Origin of the sequence: Sorangium sp. So ce145 (genome assembly GCF_051525985.1) — a bacterium.
In the GTDB taxonomy this organism is placed as follows: Bacteria; Myxococcota_A; Polyangia; order Polyangiales; family Polyangiaceae; genus Sorangium; species Sorangium cellulosum_B.
In genome coordinates this window covers 8,415,474-8,428,372 of the sequence record NZ_CP150315.1, presented here as the reverse complement: position 1 = coordinate 8,428,372, position 12,899 = coordinate 8,415,474, and the positions used below count along the sequence as shown (strand labels likewise).

The following is a 12,899-nucleotide window of genomic DNA, read 5'->3' as shown; positions in this document are numbered from 1 at the left end:
CGGAAGCGCCCCACCCGCCCGACCGGTCCGGTCGAGCCGAAGCGCGCTGTTGTTTCACACATCACCGGACGAGCTCCTCCCATGGGGTCAACGCTGCGTCATGGTGGTCGCAAAAAACGGATTCGGCCAGAAATGTGTGATCCTGCCGCCTCGGACCCCCCACGGGGACGCCGCACAGCCAGGCGGACGCGGCCCTGGCCGCACTCGACCGGTCCCGCGAAGGCAGGCCATGACGAAGATCCCCGGGCATCCCCTGTGCTCCCCCCTGGCCGCGCAGCTTGCGTGCCGAAAGGCCCGGCGCCCCCGGCGCGGCGCAGCGAGCGGCGAGGGGAGGCAGCGCGCGGCCGCTCAGGCGAACAGCGCGGCGCAGGCCGACCCGATGAGGTTGACGTGCTCGAGCCGGGCGATCCGGGGCTCGACCTGGGAGCCGACGAGGGCGCGCAGCGTCTCCTGCACCCGCGGCGCATAGCGGGGATCGCCCCAGAAGAGGCTGCCCTCCGCGAGGATGCCGACCCCAGGAGGGCTGTCGAGCACGTCGGTGACGGCCGCGAGCCCCGCCGCCACGAGGTCGGCCGAGCGCTGGAGCAGGTCGCCAGCCACCCGCCGCGCCTCGTCCGTGCCCTCGTCGCGGAGCCGCACGAGATCCGCGGAGTTCGTCAGCGGGGCATGGTCCGGACACAGCCGCCCGAAGAGCCGGGGCAGGTAGGCCCCGGACACCGCCTTCTCGAACCGCTGCGCGCCGGGGTTCTCGGAGCTCGCGTCGAGCTCCGCGTCGAACGGCTGGAGGTGCGGAGGGTTGAAGTTTCCGTTCTCGAGGTTGACCGCCATCGGCGCGACGAAGTGACCCGTCTTGAGCTTCGGGATCCGGCCGGCGGGGAGGAACGTGGCCATGTTGGTCCCCGTCCCCACGATGAGCCCGATGAACGCCGCGGGCTGCGCCCCGCCGTGCGCGAAGGCACCCCCGAGCAGGCTCGCCACCGTGTCGTTCAGCACCCGGACCGGACCGGGCCGGAGCCTCCGCGCGCCGAGCGCCCGGCCGAGCCGCTCGCCCACGCTGGTGCCCTCGACCCCGGCGACCTGGACGCCCTTGGTCCAGCGGAGCAGCCGCGCGTCGAGCGACGGCAGCGTCTCCGACGGATACGAGAAGCAGTACCCCACCGGCAAGCCGTGCACGGCGCCCAGGCGCTCGACCAGCTCCGCCTGCACGTCGAAGAAGGCGTCGCCCGCGATCTCCGGCCCGCCCGGGAACTTCGCAGGCACGGGCCCGGCGACGATGCGCGACTGGCCTCCCGGCAAGAGCTCCACGATGGCGGCGCGCAGGTTCGTGCCGCCGGCGTCGACCACCACGGCGCGGCCCATCATCCCACCCGGCGGCGGCGCGAGATAGGCAGGGAGCGCGGCGATCTCGGTGCCGGGCGTGGAGAGGCCGAAGACGATGCGCGCCGCGAGCGTGCGGCGGATGTCCTGGAGCTCGGTGAGCGAGAGCTTCATCGGCGGAATGCTTACCCTCAGGCCCCTGAGAAGGAAATAACTTTGCAAGTGGCGCAAGTGAGGCTGAGCGTGCTTGGCGTCGGCCTCGCCCGGACGGCAAGGGGCCAGCCCCTCGCTGCCGCGATTGCGCTGTGCGTCACCTGGAGGAGGTCGCTGGAGAGCGGTTGTCGTCCACACCGAAGACGACGGGATAGACCACCGTGGCAACGCTCTTGCGGTCTGCGGCGGAGGGGAATCGGAGGCCGCGGAAGACGTCGAGCACGCAGCCGACGACCTTGGCGTCGCGGAGCGGGGGAGCGGGCGACGACGGCGGCGTCGCGCCGGGCGAGGGCAGCGCAATGAGGAGCGGCGCGTCCTCGGGCGGGCGGTCGGCGTCACCCGCGTAGGTGACCTTCCCTTCGCCATCGACGACGAGGTGCACGGGCAGGCGCCCCTGGAGCTTGGGGTTCAGGCGAAGGCCCTTTTCAAAGCAAGCGCGCATCTCGCCGAAGCGCTCCTGGACGACGCTCCGCACGACGTGAGGCGGGATGTGGGCTTTGCCCTTGATCGGGTCATAGGGGTTGCTCTTGCAACGGGCGGCAATGCCCCTCACGGCCTTGGCGTCCTGGTCGAGCTCCCTCTCCAGGCCGGCGCGGGCGACACCGGCCTTCTTGCGGTCGTGAGCGCCGAGCGACGCCTGGAGCTTGCGGGCCGCGGCGCCGGTCCGGGCGAAGCTCTCCCGGATGTCCTTGGCGCCCTGGGCGAGCTCCGGATCGGAGGCCTGGACCGCGGCCGCGCGGGCCCAGAGGTCGAGCCGATCCGCGATCCTCCCGAGCACGTCGGGCGGCGTGTTCAGGTCGGATTGCCGGAGCACCTCGATCATCCTCGAGGCTTTCTGGACCTCCGGGCCGAGCGCCTTGCAGTCGGCCTCGATCGAGCGCGCGGCGCTGCCTTTCCCGGGGAGGGCGATCGGGGCGCGCTCCTTCACGGGCGGGCGGGCGGGCGGGCGGTTGTTCCCGGCGGAGCGGACAGGCGTGCTCGCCTTGTCGGACAGCGGGATCGGGGCGCGCGGCTTGGGGGCCTCGGGCGCGGTGTCGCGGGCGCGCGTGCTCCTGGGCGGGCGCAGGGCGGCGCGCTCCTTCTCCTCGGGCGAGCGCAGGGCGGCGCGCGCCTCGCGGGTCGAGCTCTCCGGGACGGCGCTGGGGGCGGCGACCCCGGCGTGTGTGGCGTCGACGTCGGCGGCCGGCTCTCTCCGCGGCGCGGCCCCGCAGCCCAGCAGGGCATGAACTCCGACGAGGACGAGCCACGCGCTTCGCATCCGTTCCTCCGAGGTGCGTCCGACGTACGAGCCGCCGTTTTGATACAGTACACCGGTCCGAACATCGCTTGCAGGCGAAACGGCGGGGCCTCCCAGGAGGTGGACAGGCAGCGCAGGGAGTGTGACGTGAACAAGCGCGAGAAGAACGGCCGTGGGGGCGGGAAGGACGATCACGGCAAGGGCGGGGGCGAGCTCGCGGAAGCGGCGCATGCGCTCGAGCGCGAGCTCGTCCGCTTCGAGGAGCTCGCGGAGTCGGCGCGGCGGCTTTCCCTCGACACACGCAAGGGGATCGAGCGCGCGGCGAAGTCGACCACCGATGCGGCCGAGGCGCAGCAGCGCGTGAGCATGGCGCTCGGGTCGCTCATCGCGGCGATCGCGGCGGCGCGGGATCGCCATGAGGCGACCGCCACGGCGCTCGCGGCGCGCGGCGAGGAGATCAAGCGGCGGGCGGAGCAGCTCGGGGAGCTGTTCCAGCGCTTCGCGGCGCTCGGGGAGGAGGGGCGGAGCATCAACCAGCTGGTGCAGGAGACCGCGGCGCGCCAGCGGGAGGCGACGACGCCGGAGCAGATCCACGAGGTGGTGGCGGCGATGGACGAGGTGGAAGGGCGAATGGGGCGCCTCGCCGACGAGGCGCGCGCCCTCGCCCAGGCGGCGACGGCCGCGGGGATCGTCGACCTCGCGGAGCAGGCGGACGGCATGCGGCAACAGGTGACCGCGATGCGGAACAAGGTGGGGCTCCTGCGAAAGGGGATGCTGGCGCGGCTGGGCGGGGGGCCCCAGCCAAACTAGGGGGGCATCGCCGTTCACCCAGCTTCGCGCCGCGTTCTCCTAACATCCGAACGTGAACGTGGTCGTTTACGTGGTCGTGGTCGTTCACGACCTATCGTTGACGACCACGATCAGTAAAGGTAAACGTTGGTGACGGCTACGCGGGCGGCGAGCGGCAGAGCGTGAAGTAATGGTCGAGCGAACGCTCGCCCTTGAACGCCGCGCCGATGGACACGTCCTTCGAGACCCGACGCATGAAATCACGGGTTCCGTTGTAGACGAAGAACTGGAGTCCTTTGCTGTTGGGGACGACCCGGGGCCAGCCGTCAGGTACGGGGCCGTCAGGGACCTGGAAGTAGTCGATCACGATGGCGCCACGCTCCTGCCACGCAGGATTGCCGGCCGTCGGGACCGCGACGAAGAAGCCCGGGCCAATCCAGGGACGCGTGGAACCCTCGTTGTAACCGAAGAGCCGCGCGCTGCCGTCCTCGGGCAAGGCAAAACGCTTCTCGAAGAAGCGGAATGTGGACGGGAGAGGAAGGCTGTTCCTGCCCTCGTGACGAACCGCCACGCGGCGCGGAGTGCCGTCCGGGACGAAGAAGTCGAGCGTGAGCGGGGGGGCGTGGCTCGCGGCGGCATAGAGCGCCCGCTGATCCGCGCGCGTCGTTGTCGACAGGGCGCTGCGGCGCTCCTCGTGCGTCAGGCCATCGAGGTGCTCGGCGATGCGAGCAATCGGGGCGTTCTGGCGAAGAAGTTGGACGAGCTCCGACATGGGCAGCGGAGCATAGCAGCGTTCGGTTGCCGCGCAGAGGGCCGGCCTCGCGATGGAGCGAGGCCGGCGGGGGGAGATGTGATGTCGTGGCGAGCGCGCGTCAGAGACAATGGACGGGAGAGCGCAGCAGATCGGCGGTGGTGTCCGTCACGTCGGCGCCCTCGATCCCCGCGGCGAAGCGGCGGAAAGCCTGCTCGTCACCCCTCGTCAACGCGAACGCCGCGCAGACGGAGGCGGGGTGAGCCGAGCGGGCCGCGGGCGAGCGGAGCACCCGGGCGAGGCCGTCCAGCGCTCCCTGGTTGCCGGCCGCCGTGGGCGCGGCGGAGGCCACCACGGCGCGGAGATCCGCGGCGAGGACGTCGGAGACATCGGTCGCGCCGAGCACGCCGGTGAAGACGGCGCGAAAGGCCGAGAGGGCAGCCGGGTCGAGCCCGTCCACGTACGTCGCGAGGTGCCGGATCGCGAGCACGCGCGCGCGCACCGAGCTCGCCATCTGCGCGACCCTGCCCCACGTGCGGAGCGCCGCCTCGGGCGGCAGCTTGAACTTGGACAGGTACTGGAGCCGCACGTCGGAGACGCCGCCCGAGGCGAGCCCGGTCTCGAGCGCGGACCAGTCCTCGGCGAACAGCGCTTCGGGGGACACGACGGCGCTGCACGACGCGTAGCTTCCGACGTAGTCGAGGCCGTAGCTGTAAGGCGCTCCAGCGAAGAGGCCGGTGAGCACGCTCGACCACGCGCCGCGGACGTCGGCGTCGAGGCCCGGCGCGCACGCGACGTCGCACGCCGCGGCGAGCGATACCGCCCGGGCCGCCTCGCCGTCGAGGCCCTCGACGAACGCCTCGAACTCCTCGGGCGCGAGCCCCTGGGGCAGGCCGTCCTGGAGCGCGGCGAGCTGGTGCGCGCCGCCCACGTCGAGGAAGCGCGAGACGCCCTCGGGGCCCGCGGGGACGCGGCGCGGGGCGAGCGTCGCGGCGTAGGCCTCGAGATCACGGTCGGTGGTCAGGAAGGCCCACTCGGGGTGGCGGTCCTGCGGATCGACGACGAGGAGCTCGCCCGGGCGCGCGGGCGCGACCTCGACGCGCTCGCCGGGCGTGAGCGTCTGCACGCGGGTCGGGCCGTCGCCGGCCACCCACGCGAGCTCCAGGGGCGCGACGAGCGCGCCCTCCGGGTCGTGCACCGTCACGAACGCCCCGCCGGAGGGCGCGGGGTCGACCGTGAGCCACGGGAGCGCCTTGGCCACGACCGCTCGCCGCGCGCGCGCGGCCGCCTCCGGGCCGAGCGCCGGCGCGAAGGCGCCGAGGAACGCGTCCGTGCCGATGGTCCCGAACCGGCGCTCCTCGAGCACCCCGCGGAGCGCCGACCAGAACGCCTCCTCGCCGGCCAGGCTGCGGATCTGGGTGAGCAGCCAGGCGGCGCGGCCGTAGGGGCCGCTCGTGTACTTCTCGCCCGGCGCGAGCGACGGATCGCGGACGGCGTCGCCGTCCCGGGGGCCGAGCTCGTCGCCGTTCAGCGTCCCCGCGCCGCTCTCGTCCGTGTAGACGCGGACGCCCTCCTGCTCGAGCAACGTCGCCATGCCCTCCTTGATCCAGAGATCGTCCCAGGTCTCCACCGTCACGAGGTCGCCGAACCACTGGTGCGAGAGCTCGTGCGTCGTGAGCAGGAGATCCGAGGCGAGCGCGGGCTGCGTGCTCCGCTCCTCGCGCTGGAAGCTGATGCTCGCGTGCTCGATCCCGCCCACGGAGAAATCCGGCAGGAGCACGAGCGCGTACTTCTCGAAGGGGTACGGCCCGAGCAGCTCCTCGAAGCGGCCGATGGCGCGCGCGAGCTCGTCCACCATCCTGCCGTGATCGCCCGGCAACCCGCGGCGATGCCACACCGCGATGGGGAGATCGCCCTTCGTCCCGCGCTCGACCTCGAAGTCGCCGATCGCGAACGCCATGAGGTAGGGCGGCAGCGTGTAGGCGGTCTCGTACCGGACGAGGTGGCCCGACGCCCCGAGATCCTCGTCGCCGACGAGATCGCCGTTGGCGATCAGCGCCTCGCCGCCGTCGACGCGCATGGCGATCGAGAAGATGGCCCGGTCCGAGGGCGCGTTGTGGCACGGCATCCACCGCGACGCGCCGAGCGGCTCCGATACCGTGTAGACGGCGCGCACGGCGACCGGATCGCCCATGCGCGCCGGCACCGCGCGGAGGGCGTCGCCGGAGCGGGCCTCGTAGTCGATCTCGAGCGCGATCGGCGCGCCGCTCATCGCCTCGGGCTCGCTCGAGAGGTCGATCGCGAGCGCCTGGCGCTGCGGATCGAGCGCGTGCGGGAGCGCCCCGCCGCCCTTCCGCCGGACCTCCTTCACCTCGGCGACGGCGCTGTCGAGGACCACCGTCCTCGGGCCGTCTCCGGTGAGCGACAGCGTGAGGCCCAGCGTCGCCACGAGGCGGCTCCGCTCCCAGTCGAACTCGCCCCGGAGGTCGTAACGCTCGACGTCGAACGCGCTCCCCTCGAGCGGCGCCGGGCCCTCGTCCGAGCACGCGGCGGCGAGCGACCCGAGCAGCAGGCAAGCCACACGGAGCGCTCCGGGGCGGTGTTTCTGGAGTGTGCAGTGCATCGCGGTTCCTTCGATCGGAAGAGGGATTCATCTCGCGCGGCCAGGCGCCAGCGCTCGGACCCCCCGAGCCCACGGCGGCGCAGCGACGCGTAACTGACCGCGGGACAGTTACAGAACACGGGCGCGTGGCCAAGCCAGGTGATCGCGCTGGAGGCCCCGGCGAGCCGCGCGGTGATGAAAAGAAGGGGCGCTTGGTCGCCCGCGTCACGGCCGCTCGGCGCTCCGGGCCGCCGCGCGTGGAGGCCGCGCCTCCGGCGCGCGCGTTCGCCTTCTACCGTGCTCTCCGCGCTTCGTGCGCGCGGGGAGGGAGGAGCGATGATCAGCTGCCCAATCGGCACGGAGGGTGAGCGCATCGACATCGCATCGACGGTGAGCGCTTCTCCCGCTTCCCGCTCGCGCGCGAACAAACGGTATGGATGCATGGTATTGCAGGCGCGCACCCTTGCGCACTCTGGGCGCGAATCGCCTTTCATTTGTAAGGGTTGCGGCGACCTGTGCGAGGATGCTCCCCGCCATGGCACAACACAAAGATGGGTGCGCGCGGGGGCGCTCGTGGGTCGCGCCGCTGGCTGTGGGCGCGGCGCTCGGCGTCGCGCTCCTTCCGAGGAGCTCGTCCGCTCAGACGTGGACGGGCGGGCGGACGACGCCGGTGCTCGACGAGATCGTCGCGATCGACAGGAGCGGGGAGCCGAGGTGGCCCTACGGCGACGAGGACGTCGCGGGCGACGGCGAGACCTTCGATGCGCCGGAGCGATCGATCGACTTCCGCTCCGCGTACGCGGTCGCCGCCGACGGGCGGTTCTGGGTGCGCGGGTATGTGTCGGAGACGGCCGCGATCAGCCGGGAGACGACGCTCTTCGTGTTCATCGACACCGACAGGAACCGGCAGACCGGCGGCACCGCCGCGACGGCGGGGATCGACGACCGGTTCACGAACGACGGGTCGCCGGGCGGCTACGAGGTCGTGCTCGGCGTGAAGGGCGACGGCACGCTCGTGAGGGTCTGGTCCTTCTCCGGGGCGTCGGGGCGGTACGAGCCCGTCGACGTGACGGACGCGCAGGTCGCGACCGAGGCCGGGACGGACATCGACCCCCTGCTGATCAACGACGCGACGCGGGGGTACGCGCAGGCATCCATCGCGCTCGACACCGTGGGCGTCGGCGTGGCGTGCGAGGCGAACCTGTACTTCCGGTCGGTGAACGACGCGGCGGCGCTCGGGCCGGGCGATCTCGACATCGGCCTCTCCGCGCCGTGCGTGGCCGGCGACGCGGACGGCGACCGCGTGCCCGACGTGATCGTCCCGCCCTCCGGCTGCACGCGCGACGCGGACTGCGCCGGCAGGGGCATCTGCGTGGACGGCGACTGCATCCTGCCGGTGTCGTGCGTCGACGATGTCGACTGCGACGCGGACGAGGACTGCTCCGCGGATTACCGGTGCGTCCCCACGCCCGGGGACACCTGCACGTCGAACGCCCAGTGCGGCGATCTCGTGTGTGTCAGCGGGCAGTGCGGCCCGTGCTCGCCGGGCTCGTCCGGGTGCGGCGCGGGCCTGCGCTGCGCGCCGACCGGGCGCTGCGTCGACGGCGGGGCGTCGAGCGGCGCGGGCGGCCCGGGCGAACCGGATCTCCTGCCGGGTGATGCGGTCCAGGGCGGCGCCTGCGCCTGCGCGGCGGGGCCCGCGCCGTACGGAGGGGGAGCCCTGTCGCTGCTCGCCGCCGGCGGGCTCGCGCTCCGGTTGCGGAGGCGCCCGCGCCGCGGACCCGGAGCCGGCCGATGAAGCCGATGAAGAGGAGAACCATGCGCGCACCGAGCCTCGCCGCCATCACCTGCGCCGCGTGCGCGGTCCTCGCCTCCGCGACGCCCGCGTCGGCGCAGAGCACGGACATCGACGTCGAGCGCTTCAAGCCGGCCGTCACCCACGACGCCTTCGTCGTCACGGAGGGCTCCGGCGTCCGCGAGCCCGGCGATCCATGGGCGTTCGGGCTGTTCCTGAACTACGCGCGCAACCCGCTGATCGTCGCGACGGGCGACGGCGAGGTGCGCAGCCAGATCGTGAGCGGCCGTCTGGGCGCCGATCTCATGGCGTCGGTCACGATCGCCGAGCCGTTCGCGCTCGGCCTCGACATCCCGTTCTTCCTCGCGCAGTCGGGCGAGGGCTCTCCGTCGTTCGCGGGCCTCGGCGACATCCGGATCGTGCCGAAGCTGCGCCTGCTCGACGACCGCGACTCCATCGGCCTCGGCCTCGTGGCCGAGCTGCGCGTCCCGACGCACACCGGGGATTTCGCGGGCGGCGCGCGCAACGTCGTGTTCTGGCCGCGCATCGTGCTCGATCACCGGTTCGCGCCCGGCCTCAGGTTCGGCGTCAACGCGGGCGTCGCGATCCGCGAGGGGACGACGTACGCGAACGTCGAGGCGGCGAGCGAGCTGACGTACGCCGCGGCGCTCGGCTACCGCTTCGGCGGCATCGACGGGAAGGTCGAGATCGGCGCCGAGGCGAACGGCGGCATCGGCATCGCCGCGGACGACCTGAACGAGGAGGAGACGCCGCTCGAGGCGCTCGGCTACGTGAAGATCAACCCGAGCGAGGAGTGGGAGATCACCGCGGGCCCGGGGATCGGCGCGCTGGCCGGCTACGGCGTGCCGATCTTCCGCGTGTTCGCGGGCGTGAAGTACACGCCGACCTCGCACGACAGGGACCACGACGGCGTCGACGACGAGCGCGACCAGTGCCCCGACGTCCCGGAGGATCGCGACGCCGACTACGACAGCGACGGCTGCCCCGAGGAGGACGCCGACGACGATCACGACGGCGTGCCGAACGCGGACGACGAGTGCCCGGACGAGAAGGAGACGATCAACGGCGTCGAGGACGACGACGGCTGCCCCGACAAGGGCGAGCCGCGGGTCGCGTACGAGCAGGGCGAGTTTGTGATCCGGGACACTATCCGCTTCCGGACCGGCTCGGCCGAGCTCGAGCAGGACTCGTACAGGACCCTGGATCAGGTGGCGCTCGTCATGAAGGCGAACCCCGAGATCGAGCGGCTGCGGGTGGAGGGGCACACCGACGAGACCGGCACGCCCGAGCTGAACCAGGAGCTGAGCGAGCAGCGCGCCGAGACGGTCCGGAAGTACCTGATCCGGAAGGGCGTCAGCCCGGGCCGGCTCACGGCCGAGGGCTTCGGGTCGGACAGGCCGGTGGCCGAGGGCACCGATCCGGCGAGCCTGGCGAAGAACCGCCGCGTGGAGTTCGTGATCGACGAGTGAGGCGCGCTCGCCCGGGAGCGGCGCGTCGCGCCCTCCCGGGCACGGCGGCGGGGCCCGCAGCGGGGCTGGCCGCCGCCGCGGCGCGCCGTGGCGCCGGGCGCTGCCAGGCGTCAGAAGCGGCCGTGGATCGCCAGCCCGCCGCCGGCCGTGCCGACGGCAGGCGCGACCACGATCCGCGCCGCCGCGGGCTCCGTGTCGCCGAGCGACGTCACGAACAGCGCGACGCCGGCCGCGAGCCCGACCCCGCCGACGATGAAGCCGGCGGTGGACAGCTTCGCGGCGCTCTTGGCGTCCTCGACCAGCGCCACGCCGCGGGCGTCGCAGAGCGTCTCGGTCCGGCAGTGATCGTCCTGGGCCTGGTTCCACCGCGAGCTGGCGAGGAGCCCGAAGACCGAGCCGGTCACGACGCCGGCGACGCCGACGCCGCCTGCCACGAAGGCGAGGGTGCGGCGGGTGCCCGCGCTGCTGTCTCCATCGCCGCCCGCGGCCGGCTGGAGCGGCGCGGCGAGCGGCCCGGGCTGCCCGCCGGGCGGCGGGGTCGCCGCTGTCGCCGCGGGGTCGTCCTCGAGCGGCGGGACCTCCACGGTGACGACCTGGCCGGGGCCGGCGGTCTGCGCCTCGACCGAGAACGGCCTCTTGCCGGGCGCGGTCGCCTCGACGCGGTGCTTGCCCGGATCGACCGGGAGCGGCGCGCCCCACGCGCCGGCGTCGAGGACCGCGCCGTTGCGCCTCACGACGAGGCCGTCCGCCGGCGTGCTCACCGTGATGGCGAGGCGCTCGAGCTTCTTCTCGAGATCGGCCGCGCGGCGGGTCGCCTTCGCCTCGCGGTCCGCCTGGCCGGCCCGGCTCGCCATGTCCGCCGCCTCGCGGAACGCCGCCCAGGCGCTCGCGGTGCGGCCGAGCCGCTCGAGGCAGTCCGCCAGGTTCCACTGGGTGCCGTAGCCCGGGTCCAGCCGCTGGCTCGCCGCGAACTTGGGGCACGCCTCGGCGAGCTTGCCCTGCGCGACGAGATCGCGCCCCTCGCGGAAGAGCGCCTCGGCCGCGGCCGCCTGATCCGCGGACGGCTCCGCGCTGGCGACACCCGCGGAGAGCGACAGGAGCGCGGCGACACACCACGCGACGCGGCTATTTCCTCGATGTCTCATCATCGTCATTCCTCGGGGGCCTGTGCGGCGGCGGCCTGGCCGCAGACGGCCTCGGCGCGGGCGGTCGAGCGACGGCGCTCGCCGGCGCCGAAGCGACGGCGCGCGCCGTCGCCGCAGCGGAGGGCGCCGCGGGCGTCGACGAGGCCGCGGCCGGCGGATCCACGGGCGTGTCGGCGCGCGGCGGCTCGGCGCTGGCGGACGGCGTCGGCCTGGCCTCGACGCCGGCGGACGGAGGCGGCGGCTCGGTCTCGGCGCGCGCAGGCGGCGCCGGCTCGGCCGAGGGCGCGGGCGCGGCCGGCGGCGCGCTGCGCACCGCGAGGTAGACGCCCGCCCCGCCCGCGAGCGCGGCGGCCAGCACGCCGCCGGCGATCAGGGCGACGGGCGGGCGCGACGCCGGGCGCTCGGGGCGGCTCGACAGCCGCACGCTCGTCGCGGGCGCCGTGGCCGACAGCGCATACGGTCCGGATTGCCCGCCCGACGGGCGCCCCGCGGCGTCGAAGGGCGCGGCCGACGCGCGCGGCGGGGTCAGCGCAGCGCCGAACGGCGCGCTCGAGGCGTGCGGGGGGGCCGAGATGGCGCCGAACGACGCGCGCGACGCGCGCGTGGCGGCGTCGAGCGGCACGAGCATCGCCTCGATGATCGCCTCGCCGCCCGGCAGGAACGCGCGCAGCGCCGCCGCGAGCTCGCCGGCGCTCGCGGTGCGGCCCGCCGGATCGATCACCAGCGCCCGGTGCACCACGCGGGCGACCTCCGGCGGCACCCAGGGCGCGATCTCCTGGATCCAGCGCACCGGGGTCGTGCAGATGGCCAGGACGAGCTCTCCGAGGCCGGTCAGGTGCTCGTTGGGCCGATGGCCCGAGAGGGCGTGGTACAGGCTGATGCCGAGCGACCAGACGTCCGAGCGCGCGTCGATGGCGCCGTTGCCGCGCGCCTGCTCGGGCGACATGTAGAGGGGAGAGCCGAGGAGCGCCCCGCTCTTCGTCATCCCGCCGTTGCCGAGGCTGTTGTCCGTCACCTTGGCGACGCCGAAGTCGAGCACCTTGATCACGCGCTGGCCGCCCTGCTTTTTCGCGAGGAACAGGTTCGCCGGCTTGATGTCGCGGTGGACGATGCCGGCCTCGTGCGCGCGCTCGAGCCCCAGGCACGCCTGCAGCCCGATGCGGAGCGCGAGATCGACAGGGAGCGGGCCGAGCCGCTCGATGAGGGCCTGCACGTCCTCGCCCTCGAGGAACTCCATCGCGATGTACGGCGCGCCGGTCTCGCGGTCGCGCCCGGTGTCGAACACCTGCGCGATGTGCTCCGACTCGACCGCGCCGACCGCGCGCGCCTCGCGCTGGAAGCGGCGGACGAGCTCGTCGTCCGCGGCCTGGCCGAGGATGACCTTCACCGCGACGCGGCGGCCGGTGCCCGCGTGCCGGGCCTCGTAGACGGCGCCCATCCCGCCCTGGCCGAGCAGCCGGAGCATCGTGTAGCGGTCGTCGAGCGTTCGACCGATCATGGCGCGAGGCCCGGGCCATCGGCGACGGCGGCGGGCGCGTCGGCGATGCGGGAGGCGGCTGG

At 73.8% G+C, this 12,899-nt stretch carries 9 protein-coding genes; 3 read left to right on the top strand and 6 right to left on the bottom strand.

The features are described 5' to 3' along the window. Positions 1–348 precede the first annotated feature (348 nt). Positions 349–1,491 carry a hypothetical protein gene (locus WMF34_RS31065; RefSeq protein ID WP_437990063.1) on the bottom strand — a complete coding sequence of 381 codons (1,143 nt, stop codon included), beginning with the start codon at positions 1,489–1,491 and terminating at the stop codon, positions 349–351. 136 nt (positions 1,492–1,627) lie between these two features. After that, entirely contained in the window at positions 1,628–2,788 is a 1,161-nt protein-coding gene (locus tag WMF34_RS31060) for a hypothetical protein (RefSeq protein ID WP_437990062.1), read from the bottom strand. Positions 2,789–2,914: 126 nt separating this feature from the next. Here WMF34_RS31060 and WMF34_RS31055 point away from each other — a divergent pair, with 126 nt between their 5' ends. Beyond that, the gene (locus WMF34_RS31055; protein ID WP_231864335.1) at positions 2,915–3,577 is read left to right on the top strand and encodes a hypothetical protein; all 663 of its coding nucleotides are present in this window, start codon (positions 2,915–2,917) and stop codon (positions 3,575–3,577) included. Between the two features lie 136 nt (positions 3,578–3,713). Here WMF34_RS31055 and WMF34_RS31050 read toward each other — a convergent pair whose 3' ends face one another. Together WMF34_RS31050 and WMF34_RS31045 are read right to left on the bottom strand one after the other, a co-directional pair. After that, positions 3,714–4,328, bottom strand: coding sequence for a hypothetical protein (locus WMF34_RS31050; protein WP_012238659.1), 615 nt, complete (start codon positions 4,326–4,328; stop codon positions 3,714–3,716). Between the two features lie 100 nt (positions 4,329–4,428). After that, complete coding sequence (locus WMF34_RS31045; RefSeq protein WP_012238658.1) at positions 4,429–6,930, bottom strand: M1 family aminopeptidase; 2,502 nt, start codon at positions 6,928–6,930, stop codon at positions 4,429–4,431. Positions 6,931–7,444: 514 nt separating this feature from the next. On the opposite strand from WMF34_RS31045, the gene WMF34_RS31040 reads away from it, so the two are divergent. Then, positions 7,445–8,707 (top strand): hypothetical protein, encoded by a 1,263-nt coding sequence (locus tag WMF34_RS31040; RefSeq protein ID WP_437990061.1) that lies wholly within the window; start codon positions 7,445–7,447, stop codon positions 8,705–8,707. A gap of 20 nt (positions 8,708–8,727) precedes the next feature. Further along, on the top strand, positions 8,728–10,194 hold the full coding sequence (locus WMF34_RS31035; RefSeq protein ID WP_437990060.1) for an OmpA family protein: 1,467 nt from the start codon (positions 8,728–8,730) through the stop codon (positions 10,192–10,194). Positions 10,195–10,304: 110 nt separating this feature from the next. On the opposite strand, the gene WMF34_RS31030 is transcribed toward WMF34_RS31035, so the two are convergent. Further along, positions 10,305–11,342, bottom strand: coding sequence for a hypothetical protein (locus WMF34_RS31030; RefSeq protein ID WP_437990059.1), 1,038 nt, complete (start codon positions 11,340–11,342; stop codon positions 10,305–10,307). Then, on the bottom strand, positions 11,320–12,837 hold the full coding sequence (locus WMF34_RS31025) for a protein kinase domain-containing protein (protein WP_437990058.1): 1,518 nt from the start codon (positions 12,835–12,837) through the stop codon (positions 11,320–11,322). The genes WMF34_RS31030 and WMF34_RS31025 overlap by 23 nt, the downstream gene beginning before the upstream one ends. Positions 12,838–12,899 lie beyond the last annotated feature (62 nt).

Bases quoted from the DNA above. Each gene is read 5' to 3' on its own strand.
- WMF34_RS31060 (WP_437990062.1), bottom strand. From the start codon at position 2,788: ATGCGAAGCGCGTGGCTCGTCCTCGTCGGAGTTCATGCCCTGCTGGGC.
- WMF34_RS31025 (WP_437990058.1), bottom strand. From the start codon at position 12,837: ATGATCGGTCGAACGCTCGACGACCGCTACACGATGCTCCGGCTGCTC.
- WMF34_RS31050 (WP_012238659.1), bottom strand. From the start codon at position 4,328: ATGTCGGAGCTCGTCCAACTTCTTCGCCAGAACGCCCCGATTGCTCGC.
- WMF34_RS31030 (WP_437990059.1), bottom strand. From the start codon at position 11,342: ATGATGAGACATCGAGGAAATAGCCGCGTCGCGTGGTGTGTCGCCGCG.
- WMF34_RS31065 (WP_437990063.1), bottom strand. From the start codon at position 1,491: ATGAAGCTCTCGCTCACCGAGCTCCAGGACATCCGCCGCACGCTCGCG.
- WMF34_RS31035 (WP_437990060.1), top strand. From the start codon at position 8,728: ATGCGCGCACCGAGCCTCGCCGCCATCACCTGCGCCGCGTGCGCGGTC.
- WMF34_RS31040 (WP_437990061.1), top strand. From the start codon at position 7,445: ATGGCACAACACAAAGATGGGTGCGCGCGGGGGCGCTCGTGGGTCGCG.
- WMF34_RS31045 (WP_012238658.1), bottom strand. From the start codon at position 6,930: ATGCACTGCACACTCCAGAAACACCGCCCCGGAGCGCTCCGTGTGGCT.